The organism is Porphyromonas gulae, assembly GCF_000765945.1.
Taxonomy (GTDB): domain Bacteria; phylum Bacteroidota; class Bacteroidia; order Bacteroidales; family Porphyromonadaceae; genus Porphyromonas; species Porphyromonas gulae.
On sequence record NZ_JRAT01000012.1, the window covers coordinates 397,762 to 413,603 of the forward strand.

Annotated in this window: 14 protein-coding genes, 1 pseudogene and 1 CRISPR repeat array; of the genes and pseudogenes, 7 read left to right on the forward strand and 8 right to left on the reverse strand. The window is 46.9% G+C overall.

Going from position 1 to position 15,842, the window contains the following annotated elements; all coding sequences use genetic code 11:
- Positions 1-7: 7 nt before the first annotated feature.
- From HQ49_RS05210 to HQ49_RS05225, 4 genes are all read left to right on the forward strand, one after another.
- The gene (locus HQ49_RS05210; protein WP_039418784.1) at positions 8-742 is read left to right on the forward strand and encodes an outer membrane beta-barrel protein; all 735 of its coding nucleotides are present in this window, start codon (positions 8-10) and stop codon (positions 740-742) included.
- Between the two features lie 361 nt (positions 743-1,103).
- Complete coding sequence (locus tag HQ49_RS05215) at positions 1,104-1,580, forward strand: HU family DNA-binding protein (protein ID WP_039418786.1); 477 nt, start codon at positions 1,104-1,106, stop codon at positions 1,578-1,580.
- Positions 1,581-1,718: 138 nt separating this feature from the next.
- Positions 1,719-2,168 carry an N-acetylmuramoyl-L-alanine amidase gene (locus HQ49_RS05220; protein WP_039418788.1) on the forward strand — a complete coding sequence of 150 codons (450 nt, stop codon included), beginning with the start codon at positions 1,719-1,721 and terminating at the stop codon, positions 2,166-2,168.
- The gene (locus HQ49_RS05225) at positions 2,165-2,386 is read left to right on the forward strand and encodes a hypothetical protein (protein ID WP_039418789.1); all 222 of its coding nucleotides are present in this window, start codon (positions 2,165-2,167) and stop codon (positions 2,384-2,386) included. Before HQ49_RS05220 ends, HQ49_RS05225 begins: the two co-directional genes overlap by 4 nt.
- A gap of 69 nt (positions 2,387-2,455) precedes the next feature.
- Here HQ49_RS05225 and HQ49_RS05230 read toward each other — a convergent pair whose 3' ends face one another.
- Both HQ49_RS05230 and trmD read right to left on the reverse strand, forming a co-directional pair.
- Positions 2,456-3,367, reverse strand: a complete 912-nt coding sequence (locus HQ49_RS05230) for an ion transporter (protein ID WP_018964494.1) — start codon at positions 3,365-3,367, stop codon at positions 2,456-2,458.
- 31 nt (positions 3,368-3,398) lie between these two features.
- Positions 3,399-4,076, reverse strand: coding sequence for a tRNA (guanosine(37)-N1)-methyltransferase TrmD (gene trmD, locus HQ49_RS05235; RefSeq protein WP_039418790.1), 678 nt, complete (start codon positions 4,074-4,076; stop codon positions 3,399-3,401).
- Positions 4,077-4,276: 200 nt separating this feature from the next.
- Between trmD and HQ49_RS05240 the strand changes: the two genes are divergently transcribed.
- Genes HQ49_RS05240 through priA form a run of 3 tightly spaced genes read left to right on the forward strand, consistent with a single transcriptional unit; the run spans position 4,277 to position 9,110 of the window.
- Positions 4,277-5,068: a sulfide/dihydroorotate dehydrogenase-like FAD/NAD-binding protein gene (locus HQ49_RS05240; protein ID WP_018964492.1), complete on the forward strand. Its 792-nt coding sequence runs from the start codon at positions 4,277-4,279 to the stop codon at positions 5,066-5,068.
- Positions 5,069-5,090: 22 nt separating this feature from the next.
- Positions 5,091-6,563: an NADPH-dependent glutamate synthase gene (gene gltA / locus HQ49_RS05245; RefSeq protein ID WP_018964491.1), complete on the forward strand. Its 1,473-nt coding sequence runs from the start codon at positions 5,091-5,093 to the stop codon at positions 6,561-6,563.
- 33 nt (positions 6,564-6,596) lie between these two features.
- Positions 6,597-9,110, forward strand: a complete 2,514-nt coding sequence (priA, locus tag HQ49_RS05250; protein WP_039418792.1) for a replication restart helicase PriA — start codon at positions 6,597-6,599, stop codon at positions 9,108-9,110.
- A gap of 27 nt (positions 9,111-9,137) precedes the next feature.
- Here the strand turns inward: priA and HQ49_RS05255 are convergent, their stop codons facing one another.
- The 6 genes and pseudogenes from HQ49_RS05255 to cas4 form a co-directional block, all read right to left on the reverse strand.
- Entirely contained in the window at positions 9,138-9,533 is a 396-nt protein-coding gene (locus HQ49_RS05255; RefSeq protein ID WP_026292092.1) for an START-like domain-containing protein, read from the reverse strand.
- 67 nt (positions 9,534-9,600) lie between these two features.
- A complete protein-coding gene (locus HQ49_RS05260; RefSeq protein ID WP_052073442.1) occupies positions 9,601-10,227 on the reverse strand; it encodes a DUF4294 domain-containing protein in 627 nt (208 codons plus the stop codon).
- A 190-nt stretch (positions 10,228-10,417) separates the two neighbouring features.
- Positions 10,418-10,507 (reverse strand): annotated as a pseudogene (locus HQ49_RS12670) (DUF1661 domain-containing protein); the annotation flags it as partial.
- A 54-nt stretch (positions 10,508-10,561) separates the two neighbouring features.
- Positions 10,562-13,763: direct repeats of the CRISPR family, unit length 30 nt; unit sequence GTTTTAATTCCTGTATGGTGCAATTGAAAT.
- 245 nt (positions 13,764-14,008) lie between these two features.
- Positions 14,009-14,272, reverse strand: coding sequence for a CRISPR-associated endonuclease Cas2 (gene cas2 / locus HQ49_RS05265; protein ID WP_039418793.1), 264 nt, complete (start codon positions 14,270-14,272; stop codon positions 14,009-14,011).
- Positions 14,272-15,288 (reverse strand): type I-B CRISPR-associated endonuclease Cas1b, encoded by a 1,017-nt coding sequence (cas1b, locus tag HQ49_RS05270; protein WP_039418794.1) that lies wholly within the window; start codon positions 15,286-15,288, stop codon positions 14,272-14,274. The genes cas2 and cas1b overlap by 1 nt, the downstream gene beginning before the upstream one ends.
- Positions 15,285-15,794 (reverse strand): CRISPR-associated protein Cas4, encoded by a 510-nt coding sequence (gene cas4 / locus HQ49_RS05275; RefSeq protein WP_039418795.1) that lies wholly within the window; start codon positions 15,792-15,794, stop codon positions 15,285-15,287. The genes cas1b and cas4 overlap by 4 nt, the downstream gene beginning before the upstream one ends.
- Positions 15,795-15,842: the final 48 nt, after the last annotated feature.

Consider the following 15,842-nt stretch of genomic DNA (forward strand, 5'->3'; position numbering starts at 1 on the left):
AATAGAAATGAAAAGGATTTTTACTGTAGCCCTTGTGCTACTTGCTTCGGTCACTATGGCCATCGGGCAAAGCCGCCCGGCACTTCGCGTAGATGCCAACTTCGTAGGCAGCAATCAGAGCATGAAAAGAGACGGGTATGTGTGGGATACCAAAATGAATGTCGGCTTGAGGGTCGGAGTAGCTGCCGAATTCAAGATTGGATCAGGTGGATTCTATTTGGCTCCCGGGCTGAACTATACGATGAAGGGCTCCAAAACCGAATGGGATATACCCGAAATGGAGCCTCAAATCAACTATATTACGAAGGTTTCCACTCGCTTGCACTATCTGCAACTGCCGATCAATGCCGGCATACGGTTCGACCTGATGAATGACATGGCTGTTTCGATCGAAGCGGGTCCTTTCCTCGCATACGGTATATATGGTACATATCGGCAGAACTTTGAAGGTTTGAATCCGAACAACTACAGCACAGATTTTTTTGGGTCTGCGATTGGTGGCCCAACGAATACCCGCTGGGACATCGGGGCAAACATCATAGCCGCATTCCACTATAAGCGTTATTATGTACAGATAGGCTATGAACATGGATTTGCGGATATTGTATCGGGTGGAGCTTCTGATATTCCCGGGTTGAAAGACAAGAGACAATCCTCTTCGACGACTGCACTGAGAGAAAAGGGGAATAACGAATACGCTTATAATCGTGACTTCTTCGTGGGTATTGGCTACCGCTTTTAGTCATTGCCGGTATCCGGTTTGGTGCCTCATGGGATCGTACTGCCTATCCCATGAGGCTCTTTCTTTTTTAGTACTGACTTGGATTGAGTGCATTATTCCCACTGCTTTCCCGGTCGTGCGCGTATAAAAAGGAGCAATCCGGCTCCACAGGACACGCAAAACCGAGCGAAAAGGAGGCCGAAGACGGCCATAGGATACCAAAGAGGGCCGCAGGATGCAGTTCGATTCCCGGGTACAAACCGGCCGTTCTACCTTTGCATCGTCAGCAAAAAGGAACGAAAGCAAGGATGGCCATCCGACATCGGAAAACCGAAGTGCAGATAGTATTATTTCATCAATCTATTAAACGACAAAAACTATTATGGCAGTTTCATTCAAAGTAAAAGAACGTAAAGTGATGATCAACGGACAGCCGGCGAAAATTCGATACGCCCAAACGCTGAAAACGGGAGATATGGATTTGTCCGAGATCTGCGATCTGACAAGCAAAATCTCCGCGGTGAGTGAGGGTGATGTCCGCTCTATCATCAATACGGTAACGGGTCTTGTCATCACCGGGCTCAAGCAAGGACGGGCTATCTCGTTGGGAGAATTGGGTCGCTTCCGGATCAGTCTCAGCTCCAAAGCCGCCAAAGAAGGAGAGGAGTTTACCGTGGAAAACATCCGCCGAGCGCGGGTGCTCTTCCTGCCCGGTGGCGATATTCGCCGCGCCTGTCGGCAGATTCGACTGAAAGGGATCAACCTGGTTCGTCCCGGAGAACAGCAAGGAGGTACTCCCACTGTTCCTGATTCTCCCGAGGGTGGCGGGGAGCAAGGCAGCGGAGGCGGCGGTCTCTAATCCTGATCCGTACTCCTCCTGTGTTTAAGCAGGGACGGGAATCTAATTGGAAGGCCGGAGACAGGGAAGTTGCTTTTGTCTCCGGCCTTTATCTTTCTATAATGAGTCTAATTTTTTCATCTATCAACATCCAAAACAATGAATACCATCAAATATATAGTCATCCACTGTTCGGCCACGAGATCCAATATGACCTATACATCGCTTCAGCTCGATCGCGACCATCGGGCACGAGGGTTTCGCTCGGCTGGTTATCACTTCTACATCCGTCGCAACGGGGATACGGAAGCATTACGACCGACGACAGAGCCGGGAGCACATGCCAAAGGGTACAACCTCTGCAGTATAGGTGTCTGCTACGAGGGAGGTCTCAATTCGGCGGCCAAGCCGGCCGATACGCGAACTCCGCAGCAGAAAGCTGCCCTGAGGCGTTTGCTGATGCAGCTGAGAAACCTGTACCCACAGGCAAGAATAGTCGGCCATCGCGACTTGAGCTACGATCGCAATCACGACGGGAGCATTACTCCCGACGAATGGATGAAGGCGTGCCCTTGTTTCGATGTACACGCAGAATACAGTCGGCTATGAAACGAAGGATAAGGATGCACCTCGCCTTGGCCGTTCTTTTGTGTTTGGTCGGGTTGTTACTGCTGTTCATCGGCTTCTTTGTCCCTCCTGTGGGGGAAATCGATTCGAGCGTGCTGATTGCTTACGGAGAAGTGAGCACCTTTGCAGGCAGTCTGCTCGGTATCGATTACCGTTACAGATATAAGCATAGCGGGTACGGGAAGAAGTCGGATCTGTAGGCTAGTCGGCTGACTGCTAGACTTTGACTTGTAGATGGTGAGAAGAGAGGGGGAGATCGGAGGGGGCGTCTATTCGTTGCTGCCGGTATCCCCTTCCGGTTTATAGGTGTTGGGGACTACCGTATGGCCATGTGTAAAAAGCGAGTAGCCGCACTGGTCGCAGTAGCGAGCCTTGCGCCTGCGGATGCGTTTGTTGCAGCGCGGACAGCGGATGGGTGTGTCGAATGCGACCATGGAGTCGGCGCGATTGGATTTGGTCATCTCGGCCGAAATGATTCCCGTCGGTACGGCAATAATGGAATAACCCAGCAGCATCACTATCGTAGATACCAACTGACCGACGGCCGTGACGGGGGTAATATCGCCATAGCCTACGGTGGTCAGCGTGACGATAGCCCAGTAGATGGACTTGGGGATGCTGGAAAAATTGGGATTGACCCTCCCTTCGATCAGGTACATGACCGAGCCGAGAATGGTGACGAGCAGGAGAAGAAAAAGCATGAAGACCATAATCTTGGCCATACTGGCACGTATGGATCGCACGAGCATATCACCTGCGGAGACAAGGTTGTTCAGGCTCAGGATACGGAAGATCCTCAGCAGTCGAAGGATACGGAAGACCATCAATACCTGTGCTCCGCTATAGATAAGGCCTATATAGGAGGGAAGGATGGAGATGAGGTCTATGATGCCGTAAAAGGAAAGGATGTAACGCCACGGCTTATGAAGGCAGTAGATGCGCAGGATGTATTCGATGGTGAATACAATGGTGATAACCCACTCGCACCAAAGCAGAAAATCCCTCGTGCTATGGGACAGGCCTACGGTACTCTCGGCAGAAACGACAATGACGCTCAGAAGGATGAGGCATAGCAGGAGAATATCGAAGAGGCGTCCCGTGGGGGTATTCATGCCGAATATGATGGAGCGAACATGTGCCCGATCGGGCAGTTTGCTTGTGAGCCATTCTATCATCTTCATAAGCGTATCGCAGAATCAGGGGTGAGCGGGATCAGTCTTTTATCAAATCGGGGCGCAACCGCTTAGTCCGCTCCACAGCCTGTTCGAGACGCCATTTGGCGATATTGGCTTCATGTCCGCTGAGCAGAATGTCCGGCACTCGCCAACCTCTGTACTCGGCCGGGCGGGTATAGACCGGAGGAGCCAGCAGATTGTCCTGAAAGGTGTCGGACAGTGCGCTGCCGGCATCGTTCAGGACTCCGGGGATGAGCCGAGCGATGGCATCGGTCATCACGGCGGCGGCCAACTCTCCGCCGGTGAGCACGTAGTCGCCGATCGAAATCTCACGGGTGATCAAGTGTTCCCTGATACGATAGTCTATCCCCTTATAATGCCCGCAGAGGATAATCAAATTGGACAGGAGACTCAGCTCATTGGCCATCGGTTGGTCGAAACGCTCACCATCGGGAGAGGTAAATATCACCTCATCGTATTCTCTCTGGCTTTTCAGTTCGGTGATAATCCGGTCGATCGGTTCTATTTGCATCACCATGCCGGGCTCTCCACCGAATGGGTAGTCGTCCACACGTTTCCATTTATCAGTGGAATAGTCGCGAAGCTGGTGCAGCTTCAGTTCCAGCAGTCCTCTTTCCTGTGCCCTTCCGATGATCGAGCAGTTGAGCGTATTCTCGATCATTTCGGGCAGCACGGTGATTATATCAATGCGCATTATGGTGTTTATTCGTACTTATTTATAGACAAAACTACCATATTTATCCGTTTCCCCCGAAGGTATTCCCGTGTGACTGTCGCCTTCCCTCAGCTCTCCAAACGGAGGTATCCTTTTCTTTGTCCTATCTGCTCCCCCGGATTATTCTTACCTTTGCGGCCGAACGCTTCGGTTAGCAGCGGGCAAATGTGACTGTTACTATGAATAAAATCGTATCCAAAGAATACTTCTCGGCTAATGTGGTCAAGCTGGAAGTAGAGGCTCCTCGTATAGCCAAATCGCGAAGAGCAGGACATTTCGTAATCATCCGCGTTGGTGAGAAAGGCGAACGCATCCCCCTGACTATTGCACAGGCTGACGTAAAGCGCGGTACCATTACCTTAGTGGTTCAGGCCGTGGGAAAATCTTCCAAGAAATTGGCCGAGCTCGAAGTCGGCGACTATATCACGGATGTAGTAGGTCCGCTGGGACAGAGTACGCATATCGAAAAGGTCGGCACTGTGGTTTGCGCCGGTGGCGGTGTGGGCGTGGCTCCTTTGCTCCCGATCGTGGAGGCTTTCCACAAAGCAGGCAACCGCGTAATTGTCGTGTTGGCTGCCAGAACTAAAGATCTGGTTATCCTTGAAGAACAGATGCGAGCCAATAGCGATGAAGTGATCATCATGACCGACGATGGGTCTTACGGGACGAAAGGCCTCGTAACGGATGGAGTGGAAAGCGTTATCAAACGGGAAAAGGTAGACCTATGCGTTACGATCGGGCCGGCCGTGATGATGAAGTTCGTTTCTCTCCTGACCAAACGATACGAGATACCGACCATAGCTTCGCTCAATACGATTATGGTGGATGGTACCGGTATGTGTGGGGCTTGCCGCATAAGCGTGGGAGGACAGACGAAATTCGTCTGTGTCGATGGCCCCGAATTCGATGCACACCAAGTGGATTTCGACGAGATGATCATGCGTTTGGGTGCATACCGAGAGATGGAATAACCTTATTTTCTGCCTTATTGACATGACTACAGAAGAACTTATCCGACTGCGCCGCTCCGAGCCATGGAGAGAGGAGCTGCGCAACACGCTCAAAAATAAAGAACGCATGTCGCGTCCACGAGCTGAAATGCCCGAACTCGACCCTCTCTATCGTAGCTCCAAGATCAATGAAGAGGTCAATCGCGGTCTGTCTCGCGAAGCCGCTATGGCTGAAGCCTCTCGCTGTCTCGATTGTCCGCAACCGAGCTGCATGGAGGGTTGTCCCGTGAGTATCAATATCCCGACCTTTATCAAGCAGATAGAAGTAGGCGATATACTGGCTGCGGCATCTACTTTGCGAGAGACAAGCTCTTTGCCCGCGGTGTGCGGACGTGTTTGTCCGCAGGAGAAGCAGTGCGAAAGCCGCTGCATCTATACGAAGATGAACAAACCGGCTGTTGCCATCGGTTTCTTGGAACGCTTTGCCGCAGACTACGAACGCGAACAGGGTGCACTCAAAGTTCCCGAAATGGCTCCTCGCAACGGTATCAAAGTGGCTGTGATCGGAAGCGGTCCGGCCGGACTTTCTTTCTCCGGAGACATGGCCAAGTTGGGCTATGACGTGACCGTATTCGAAGCTCTGCACGAAATCGGAGGAGTGCTCAAGTACGGAATTCCCGAATTTCGTCTCCCGAATAGCATAGTCGATTCGGAGATCAATCTCCTCGAAGAGATGGGCGTACGTTTTGAAACGAATACGATTGTCGGCCGAACGATCGCGTACGATGACCTGCATGAAGCAGGATTTCGCGGTGTATTCGTAGGAAGTGGTGCCGGTCTGCCCAATTTCATGAATATCCCGGGCGAAAACCTTGTAGGTGTCATGTCCTCGAATGAATATCTGACGCGCGTCAATCTGATGCATGCGAGCCAAACCGATAGCGACACACCCGTTTTCAAGGGCAAGAATGTAGCTGTCATCGGGGGCGGCAATACGGCCATGGACTCCGTCCGTACGGCCAAACGCCTCGGAGCCGAGCGTGCCATGATCGTCTATCGACGCAGCGAAGAGGAAATGCCGGCAAGACTGGAAGAGGTGAAGCACGCCAAAGAGGAAGGAATAGAGTTCCTGACGCTGCACAATCCTATCGAATATATCGGCAATGAACGGGGTCGAGTAACTGCGATGCGCCTGCAAAAGATGGAGCTTGGCGAGCCGGATGCAGGTGGTCGTCGTCGTCCTGTTGCGATCACGGGGGCTATCGAGGAGATCCCCGTGGACGAAGTGATCGTAAGTATCGGAGTATCGCCCAATCCACTCGTTCCCCGAACTATTTCCGGTCTTGAAGTGACAAGCAAAGGAACCATCGTCGTCAATGAGAGCAATCAGACTGCTCTCCCCGATGTTTTTGCCGGTGGTGACATCGTTCGTGGCGGAGCCACTGTGATATTGGCGATGGGCGATGGACGGAAAGCAGCAGCTGCCATGCACGAATATCTGAAAGCGGAATCATAGCCATGACTCCGAGATGAAAGGGAGAAGATAGCTATGCGCTATGCCGAAGTCCTCATTCCCTTGGCTCTTGAGGGTAGTTTTCACTACCGATTGTCCGAGGAGTTGGCCGAGAAGGCCGTCGTGGGGATGCGTTGCGTAGTACCTTTCGGAGCCAAGCGATACTATACGGGGATTATCATCGGACTGTCCGACAAGCGTCCCAACCTGCAAATTTCATTCAAGGAGGTTCTCCTCCTGCCTGACGATAAGCCGTCAGTCACTGCCTCACAGCTGAGTCTGTGGCAGTGGCTGTCGGCTTATTACATATGTACGCAGGGAGAAGTACTCCGTGCTGCTCTGCCTGCGGCATTACTTCCTGAGAGTCGTACCGTCATCCATTATAATACGGACTTCGAAGCCGACAGCCGGCTTAGTCGCGATGAAGAGGAGCTGCTCGATATTTTGGAGTCGGCAAAAGAGCGAACCTACACGCTTGATGCCCTGCAAAAGGCTGTCGGCAAACGAGCGATTCGCGCTTTTACCTCTCTGGTCGAGCGAGGGGCCATACGGCTGGAGGAAGAAGTAAAAAACCGGTACAAGGCCAAGACAGAAGCATTCGTTCGTCTGGCAGAGCCTTTCCGGACGGAAGAGGGTTTTGCCTCACTTCTGGATAGTTTGCATCGTGCTCCCAAGCAATCCGCCCTTTTGCTTCGCTGGGCAGAGCTGATAACAGAGCACTCCCTCCCATATTCCTCTCCCATACCGCAAAGGCTACTGGCGGAGTCCGAGCCTCATGCTACAGTTACCCTTTCCGCTCTGAAAAAGAAAGGAATCTTTCTGTCCGAATCTGTTACACACTCGGTCATGTATTCGACCGGCGGAGATGAGTACCGCTTGTGGGAGCAGCCCCAAGAGGAAGATAAAGCCATTCGATCGGAAGAGAGTTCTACAGACTCCGCAGTATCGGCTCCCCTGCCTCAAAAACCTCTCTCTCTCCTCTATACGCATGACTTTCGACGCAAAGAAAAACAACTCTTGGCTTGGACGGAAGCAGTTGTCCGTTCAGGAGGTCAAGTCCTGTACCTCTCTCCGGAAGCGAACAAACGAGCAGGAAGCGATACTCTGTCCACACGCATGGCCGAGAGACTGGGCAGTCGTTTGCTATCCTATCATGCCTTTGAAAGCGATGCCAAAAGGGTAGAAGTGTGGAACCGATTGGCCGCAACGGAAGATCCTTGTGTGGTGCTCGGTGTTCGATCGGCTCTTTTCCTGCCATTCCGTCGTTTGCGATTGATCATCGTGGACGAGGAACAGGAATACCTCTACAAGCAGCAGGATCCTGCCCCCCGATTTCATACGCGACAGGTGGCAGCTCGACTCGGCAGACTCCACGAATGTCCCGTTGTGTTGGCTTCGGCCACTCCTTCCGCCGAGGTGCTCCACCAAGTTCGCCACAAAGCCTGTGAACTGATTGCGTGGCCGGACGATTGGGTTCGCCCCCGATTCGATTTGGAAGTCATAGACATGGGCAAGATGCGCCGTCAAAGACAGGTCGGAGCAGGCGACCTGCTTTCTTTCCCCCTCGTCTCAGCGATTGAAGAGACGATTCGGCAAAAAAAAATGGCCGTCATCCTCCAAAATCGCAGAGGCTTCGCTCCGTATATCATTTGCAGCTCTTGTGGAGAAAAGCTCCGTTGCATCCACTGCGACGTGAGTCTCACCTATCACAAGCATTCCGGTATGCTCGTCTGCCATTACTGCGGCTACAGCAGACCCCTTCCGCGCATCTGCCCCTCCTGCAAGGGGGCATCGGGTGCAGGAGGGCCGAGCAGCCTGCAACCCGTGGGGTATGGAGCCGAAAGAATAGAGGAAGAGCTTAAAAGACGTTTCCCTACCGCCTCCATCCTCAGAATGGACAGCGATATGGCCATGAGCCGGACGAAGATGGACGGGGCCCTGGCGCGTCTGGAGGCGAAAGAGGTGGATATACTTGTCGGCACCCAGCTGATCAAGGGGCAACCCTATAACGAACATGTAGGCCTTGTAGCCGTCACCCAGCTGGACAGCATATTGGGTTTCCCGGATTTCCGCGCCTACGAGCGAGCTTATCAGCTGCTCTATCAGCTCATGCTTAGGAGCCGAGCCTCCCGTCTTTATGTACAAACGAATAATCCGGGCAACTCCTTTGCGGATTTATTGCGAGAAGGTGATTATAAGGCTTTTATCGGAGAACAACTGGAGGAGAGGCAAATGCTTTTCTTCCCTCCCTTTAGCCGGCTGATACGAATCGAGTTCCGAGCAGGCGAAGAGAATCTCGCAGAGCGAATCGCTTCCGACTATGCCGCCTCTTTGGCAGCCCATCTGCCGGAGCAGAGTCTCTCCCCCGTTTTAGTGCCCCCCATCTCCCGTCTTAGGAATGCATTCATTCGCGAATTGCTCCTTCGTCTTCCTCTCTCATTCTCCGTATCTGCAGCGCGCAATATACTCGATACCATTCGCACAGCACTTCAGACCCGCACTCAAGAATACAAGCGAGTGCGCATCCTATTCGATGTAGATCCGCTTTAGACAGCCTCCGGATCCTTCGGAGTCAGATCATTCGGGTGCGCCAAGAGAAAGGCGAAGCCTGCTGATCAGATTGTTCCAGAAGTGCTCCATGTCGGCCACTTCTTCCGGAGCAATGTAGTCGATAACCTCCAAAGATTTCCCTCCGGTCAATTCCGAGTGATGGATGACAAATTCGAAACAGGCATTCTGATCCTGTTCTCTATGCCATTGGAAACGGATCCTTTCGCCCTCTCGCTGCTCGAGGACAGAAGCCTTCTCGCCACTATTCTTATCCCATTGGAAATAGAAGTCCCCGTTGTCTTCCAACCTCACATTGTAGGCAAACCATTCCGACAAACCATCCGGTGTACTCAGATAACGCCACAGACTACGTGTCGATACACGGTCGAAAATATACTCCAGCTGTAACTTATTCTTTTCCATAAACAAGTCGTCTCTGAAAAACAGAGGCCAATATAGCATTTTTCGCCGAAACAACAAAGGAACTTTGTTAAATTCTTTTCTCTTCCACTAACAAAACTATTCGTTCCGTCAGGGCATCTTCCGGATTTTTGTCAGGTTCGTAGCGAGTCTTCAAGCTTGCTCCATAGAATCGGGCAAAGAGATTCCACCATCCGGCTTTCCATCCACCGAGAAAGGCCTTGAGCAATTGGTAGCTCGACTGCGCACATTGTCGGTCGATCAGCTTGATCAGGAGCTTGCCCTGTCGCAGAGTCAGCCGTTTCATTTCCGGCATATATTGCTGCTTCATCTCCTTTTCCATGCGCTTGAGATGCTTTTGTCTGCTTTTCTCATCGGGCATCGTTTCCATATATTCGTACGTTTCGATCAGAGTGGCAGCGATCATTTTGGCATAGGGCAAGGTTCGTTTTACGTCCCGAATCAGCCTCCAAAGCTCTTGTCTCTCCTGAGGAGTCAGCTGACGGGATTTGTATTTTTTGTGTTGCACCCACACCTGGGGTAGAGCGATATCGTATACGGTGTCGCCCTTCTCCACGGTGACCACGGTTCCGTGCCGCAGCATGGAATCCGGTATCCCTAAGCGCGGCTCCTGAGTGTACAATCGGCTCAAAGCCAACAACTTCAAACCCAACAAAAGCAAGGCTTTTCTATACATGTCTCAAACTTACAAAAAAACGACTGAGACTGCTTATACAATCGCAGCAAAAAAATACAATCGATTGATTTTCAAAATATTCTATACAAACCCACAACTCCGCATCCATCCCGATATTCTTTGTAGACCGTTTCCGGATATTTCCTCATTATCGCCAAAGAAATCCTTTTGACAATGGCCCTCTCCCCAATTATTTTGACTCCAAAATTCCCTGTTCTATAGGCTCAAAAACGTGGCGCGGGAATTTTTTCGGTTTGGTTGGGGAAGTAAAAAATTCTCGTTAAGGAACAATTGAAATGGCATGCAGCGACAAGGTTCTCCGTGACGGAGCTAATTTTTAATTTCCGCATGGTGCAATTGAAATTGCAGTCCCTTAACGCCCCCGCCGTTCAGTTCGAGCGTTTTAATTCCTGTATGGTGCAATTGAAATTATTTTATGACATGGCGAATTATTCAACTCCGGAGCGTTTTAATTCCTGTATGGTGCAATTGAAATTTTTCTACGGGGAGCACGGCCCCCCTCTTTTTCTCAGTTTTAATTCCTGTATGGTGCAATTGAAATTCTCTCGGAGGGCTTTATGTGCTACGTGCAGAACAACGCAGTTTTAATTCCTGTATGGTGCAATTGAAATCATGCTATCGCAGAGACAGTACGCGCGCTGGTAGCGTGTTTTAATTCCTGTATGGTGCAATTGAAATCAAAATAAGTCTATATATAACAGCATAACGCTATGTTTTAATTCCTGTATGGTGCAATTGAAATCACGAGACTTATTTATTAAAACAAAACGAATATGATGTTTTAATTCCTGTATGGTGCAATTGAAATAGGTTTATCTTTAATTATACCAACTCCAGTATATGTGTTTTAATTCCTGTATGGTGCAATTGAAATAATCTGCTTCCTTTAATGGCGCAGGTGAATAAATATGTTTTAATTCCTGTATGGTGCAATTGAAATAAAGCGGTCTGAATCAGAAGCTGTTAATTATATTTTGTTTTAATTCCTGTATGGTGCAATTGAAATATTTGCCGGAAAAAGAATACGAGGAAGGGGAGCACAGTTTTAATTCCTGTATGGTGCAATTGAAATCTGCTTATTCAGCTGAGAGATTTGCGAGTTATGAGGTTTTAATTCCTGTATGGTGCAATTGAAATTATATGACATCGTGGAACAGAGCGCAATAGTCAAAGTTTTAATTCCTGTATGGTGCAATTGAAATGATTTACATATGTTTGGAGATATTAATTATAAAATGTTTTAATTCCTGTATGGTGCAATTGAAATATATCATTTCGTTCTTTCAATGATATAACTACTTTCAGTTTTAATTCCTGTATGGTGCAATTGAAATTGATTATTTCAAGGATACTATAAAAGGAGAAATAATGTTTTAATTCCTGTATGGTGCAATTGAAATTAGAAGACGGTAATATGTTTGCTAATCTTGAATGCTGTTTTAATTCCTGTATGGTGCAATTGAAATAAGACAGCCCAGATAAACAAGGTTGTCAAAGAGGGTGTTTTAATTCCTGTATGGTGCAATTGAAATGTAGGAGGTGGAAAATAAATTAGAATTGAAAAAAACGTTTTAATTCCTGTATGGTGCAATTGAAATAAATCAGATGGAACCGAAGCGGGCTATTCTTGGAAGGTTTTAATTCCTGTATGGTGCAATTGAAATGTATAGATCAAGAAAGAGGCTTCCTGTGATATTCAAGTTTTAATTCCTGTATGGTGCAATTGAAATTTAGAAGACGGTAATATGTTTGCTAATCTTGAATGCTGTTTTAATTCCTGTATGGTGCAATTGAAATTCCAGCGCCTTTGTGCCAAGCAGTGCCCCGATCTTGTGTTTTAATTCCTGTATGGTGCAATTGAAATCGCTAAAAACGCTACTCGTGCCACAAGAGTAGCTAAAGTTTTAATTCCTGTATGGTGCAATTGAAATAGCAAAATTACTGCTTTTTTTGACTGTGTATCTATGTTTTAATTCCTGTATGGTGCAATTGAAATACGCGGAGGGTGTCGGAATGACATACGAAGAGCTGAGTTTTAATTCCTGTATGGTGCAATTGAAATACTGTCCGAGCAACTCGCGCAGCAAAACATTTCCACGTTTTAATTCCTGTATGGTGCAATTGAAATACGTAAACAGCTTGCCCAGGTGATCTATGTATAATTTTTGTTTTAATTCCTGTATGGTGCAATTGAAATACAATATATCAATGAAAGTAGTATTATCTCTTAAGTTTTAATTCCTGTATGGTGCAATTGAAATTAGATGCGGAGATACAGCGCGCAAACGAGATAATTAAGTTTTAATTCCTGTATGGTGCAATTGAAATTATTCGTAAATAGCAAAGATTGTCACTTCTGCTCACAGTTTTAATTCCTGTATGGTGCAATTGAAATATTTTTCTATAAGATACAAAATTTTAACAGTCTTTAGTTTTAATTCCTGTATGGTGCAATTGAAATAGCTTAGAAGATATATATAGTAATGATCTATACTGTTTTAATTCCTGTATGGTGCAATTGAAATATAGAGGCGTCCATCTTGTCTGCAGACGACTGCGTAGTTTTAATTCCTGTATGGTGCAATTGAAATTTACACTACTTAAATCTTTTACAAGTTTAGTATTAGTTTTAATTCCTGTATGGTGCAATTGAAATGGTTCCTAGCTCTTTTCCCAGAGAGTCCAAAGCTCCGTTTTAATTCCTGTATGGTGCAATTGAAATAACTAATGTCATTGATATATTGTCTATCTCTTGTCTGTTTTAATTCCTGTATGGTGCAATTGAAATTTCAACATGCTATATTATTTAGTAATGTAAACATTAAGTTTTAATTCCTGTATGGTGCAATTGAAATAATTATGGCATTTAAAAGTTTAAAACAAATTTCAGCGTTTTAATTCCTGTATGGTGCAATTGAAATCGGTCTTTGAACTCGTTGTATATATTAGCCAACTTCTGTTTTAATTCCTGTATGGTGCAATTGAAATACTTAATAGGTATTAACCCCGTAGACCTGTATGCTTGTTTTAATTCCTGTATGGTGCAATTGAAATAGAAATTAACGACAGCCGCCCTGCGCGCCATGCCTGTGTTTTAATTCCTGTATGGTGCAATTGAAATCCGATTTGGCGGGTGGAAAGTGGCAGGTGGACATACGTTTTAATTCCTGTATGGTGCAATTGAAATAGTTACAAAACGGAAATACAGAAAAAGAATTTTCATGTTTTAATTCCTGTATGGTGCAATTGAAATGACGTTTCCAAGTGGTCGGTATCCACATTCGGAAGCAGTTTTAATTCCTGTATGGTGCAATTGAAATATATAATTGAAGAATATGAAGAAATTAATAATCTATGTTTTAATTCCTGTATGGTGCAATTGAAATAAGATGGTAATATGTTTGCTAACCTTGAAAGCTTGTTTTAATTCCTGTATGGTGCAATTGAAATTTTTTCCCTCTTCAAGCTCCTTAAGGTATCCATAAGTTTTAATTCCTGTATGGTGCAATTGAAATCCGTCACAAATATAGGTTTTTCGGTTTGAATGTGAGAGGGTTACGAGAAAGCGAAACCCAATATTCAGACATTATAGTTGTCGATGTCCGATTCTATGAAAAACCAAGGGGTGTGACGACTGATATATTTTATTGATTATCAATCATTTCAAAGATCGCCAAGGGTTAATCATGACAAAAGGCTGGACGAATTTGTTCGAATCGACGCTTCAAAAGATAGATGAAGGGAACTGTATCGTGCTGTATTATAGGAATATATCTGTCGCAGCTCGCTCTTTGCCGATTATTTCTTTTTCCAACCAACGTTCTTGTCTGGAAGAAAATATGATCAGACTATCTTCCTCTTTTTCCATGATTCTGGCAGCTCTGCTTTTCAGTTCTAAGAGTTTGACATCGGAGATTTCTCCCTCGAACACAGAGTTCTGAATCCAATTCAGATACTTTCTGCACAGTTTTAGCATTTTGCCAACGCGCTTTTCCCCGATATCGTACACTAAAATAATATACATTACCAATACATCTTAAAGGGTTGATACTCTTCGATCCCAAGTATGTCTTTGGCTATTTTGTAGCATTCGAGCTTGACCAGGTGCCTGAAACTGACAGAGCGATTGAGCTTGCGATGTCGAATCGTTTCAGAAAGTCTTTCTTCGAAGGCTTGTACGAAAAGCTTCTTTCCCGATGGATTTAGGACACATTTATTGAGTTGCTTGTCGAAGTGTTTGGCCTGTATGATTCGCTTGTTCATGACTTTGAAAATCGTGCGATCTACCAATATGGGTTTAAACACTTCCGATATATCCAAGCATAGAGAATATCGCCTCTCCCCGGGCGTATGCAGGAAGCTGATCGTGGGATTCAGTTGGCTTTGATGGATTGCCTTCAGGCACAGGGTGTAGCACATCATATTGCCGAAAGAGATGAGTGCATTTACCTCATTTTTAGGGGGTTGTTTGCTCCGCGCCCCCATTTCGAAAGGATCGATAATAAGGTTGAAAGCATCATAGTATGCTTGCCGGATATTGCCTTCGATACCCATAAGAGCCTCTATCGTTGTCGTTTCCTCCAGACGCGACGAATACTTGTCGATTAGCTCCATCATCGGTTGCATATCTTTTCCCCGATTGTTGTAGTAGGCTAAGTTTTTCTGCATATTGAAGGCTGCACCTTCAATGAACTTTCTGGCCAAAAACAATCGTTTCTTCTTGTTCTTATACGCCGAAGCCTGTGCCAGGAGCATCTTCCCTGATAGCAAGAAGTCGCGAGGCATAAAAGAACCGGTGTAATTTTCGTAATAATCGAAAAAATGGACTGCGATGTCGTTGCTCCCAAGGAAATTGTATAAGCTGCTATTGGCCCTCAAAGAGCCAAACACATAGAAATCGCTAATTCCTTCAACGGGAATGTAGCGAGCTTGTCCTGCTTGTTCCTGTCCGTTTTCTCCCTCTTGGATCGGGACAAAGCGGATGGTATTGTCTTTTCGGGACAATTCGCCGGGGTTAAATAGATAATATGTCTTTTTCATTGCTCTTCTCCCGAGAAACAGAATTCGTAATAGCTACATTTTTTGCAGATCCCCGAGTCGATAACAGGAGGACAATCCTCGTGACTGATAATCTGTAGGATCTCCTGCTCGATCTCTCTGATCCGTTCGCGATCTATGTCAGAAAGAATCACTTCTTCCTTTTTTCGTAGAGTCGGATACTCCAATATCCCCGTTGCTCCCGATACCCCATTACGCTCCAATACATATAAGTAATAGAGTAGTTGGAGTCTGTGGGCAGGCGATATTTTGTTAGACTTTTTGACCTCGTGAACCACTCTGTTTTTTGCGTCATAAAAGTCTATCTTGATGCCGTCCAACTCCAATTCTTGGTATCGCTCCGGTCGTTGCTGGTACGTTGTCTCATGGATCAATTTCCCCTCGTACACTAAATCAGATGTATGCTCCATCGTAATACCTGCAGAGAAAAGCCATAGCTTTCTCCTACAAACCTGATGATAGTTGAAGTGCGTGCCGGTGATAATCATAAAAACTCAAGTCCTTATTTCTTTTATTCAGCCATAATAAAGAGTATA

Coding starts and splice junctions, on each gene's coding strand:
- HQ49_RS05210 (WP_039418784.1), top strand. CDS start 8: ATGAAAAGGATTTTTACTGTAGCCCTTGTGCTACTTGCTTCGGTCACT.
- HQ49_RS05215 (WP_039418786.1), top strand. CDS start 1,104: ATGGCAGTTTCATTCAAAGTAAAAGAACGTAAAGTGATGATCAACGGA.
- HQ49_RS05220 (WP_039418788.1), top strand. CDS start 1,719: ATGAATACCATCAAATATATAGTCATCCACTGTTCGGCCACGAGATCC.
- HQ49_RS05225 (WP_039418789.1), top strand. CDS start 2,165: ATGAAACGAAGGATAAGGATGCACCTCGCCTTGGCCGTTCTTTTGTGT.
- HQ49_RS05230 (WP_018964494.1), bottom strand. CDS start 3,367: ATGAAGATGATAGAATGGCTCACAAGCAAACTGCCCGATCGGGCACAT.
- trmD (WP_039418790.1), bottom strand. CDS start 4,076: ATGCGCATTGATATAATCACCGTGCTGCCCGAAATGATCGAGAATACG.
- HQ49_RS05240 (WP_018964492.1), top strand. CDS start 4,277: ATGAATAAAATCGTATCCAAAGAATACTTCTCGGCTAATGTGGTCAAG.
- gltA (WP_018964491.1), top strand. CDS start 5,091: ATGACTACAGAAGAACTTATCCGACTGCGCCGCTCCGAGCCATGGAGA.
- priA (WP_039418792.1), top strand. CDS start 6,597: ATGCGCTATGCCGAAGTCCTCATTCCCTTGGCTCTTGAGGGTAGTTTT.
- HQ49_RS05255 (WP_026292092.1), bottom strand. CDS start 9,533: ATGGAAAAGAATAAGTTACAGCTGGAGTATATTTTCGACCGTGTATCG.
- HQ49_RS05260 (WP_052073442.1), bottom strand. CDS start 10,227: ATGTATAGAAAAGCCTTGCTTTTGTTGGGTTTGAAGTTGTTGGCTTTG.
- cas2 (WP_039418793.1), bottom strand. CDS start 14,272: ATGTATATTATTTTAGTGTACGATATCGGGGAAAAGCGCGTTGGCAAA.
- cas1b (WP_039418794.1), bottom strand. CDS start 15,288: ATGAAAAAGACATATTATCTATTTAACCCCGGCGAATTGTCCCGAAAA.
- cas4 (WP_039418795.1), bottom strand. CDS start 15,794: ATGATTATCACCGGCACGCACTTCAACTATCATCAGGTTTGTAGGAGA.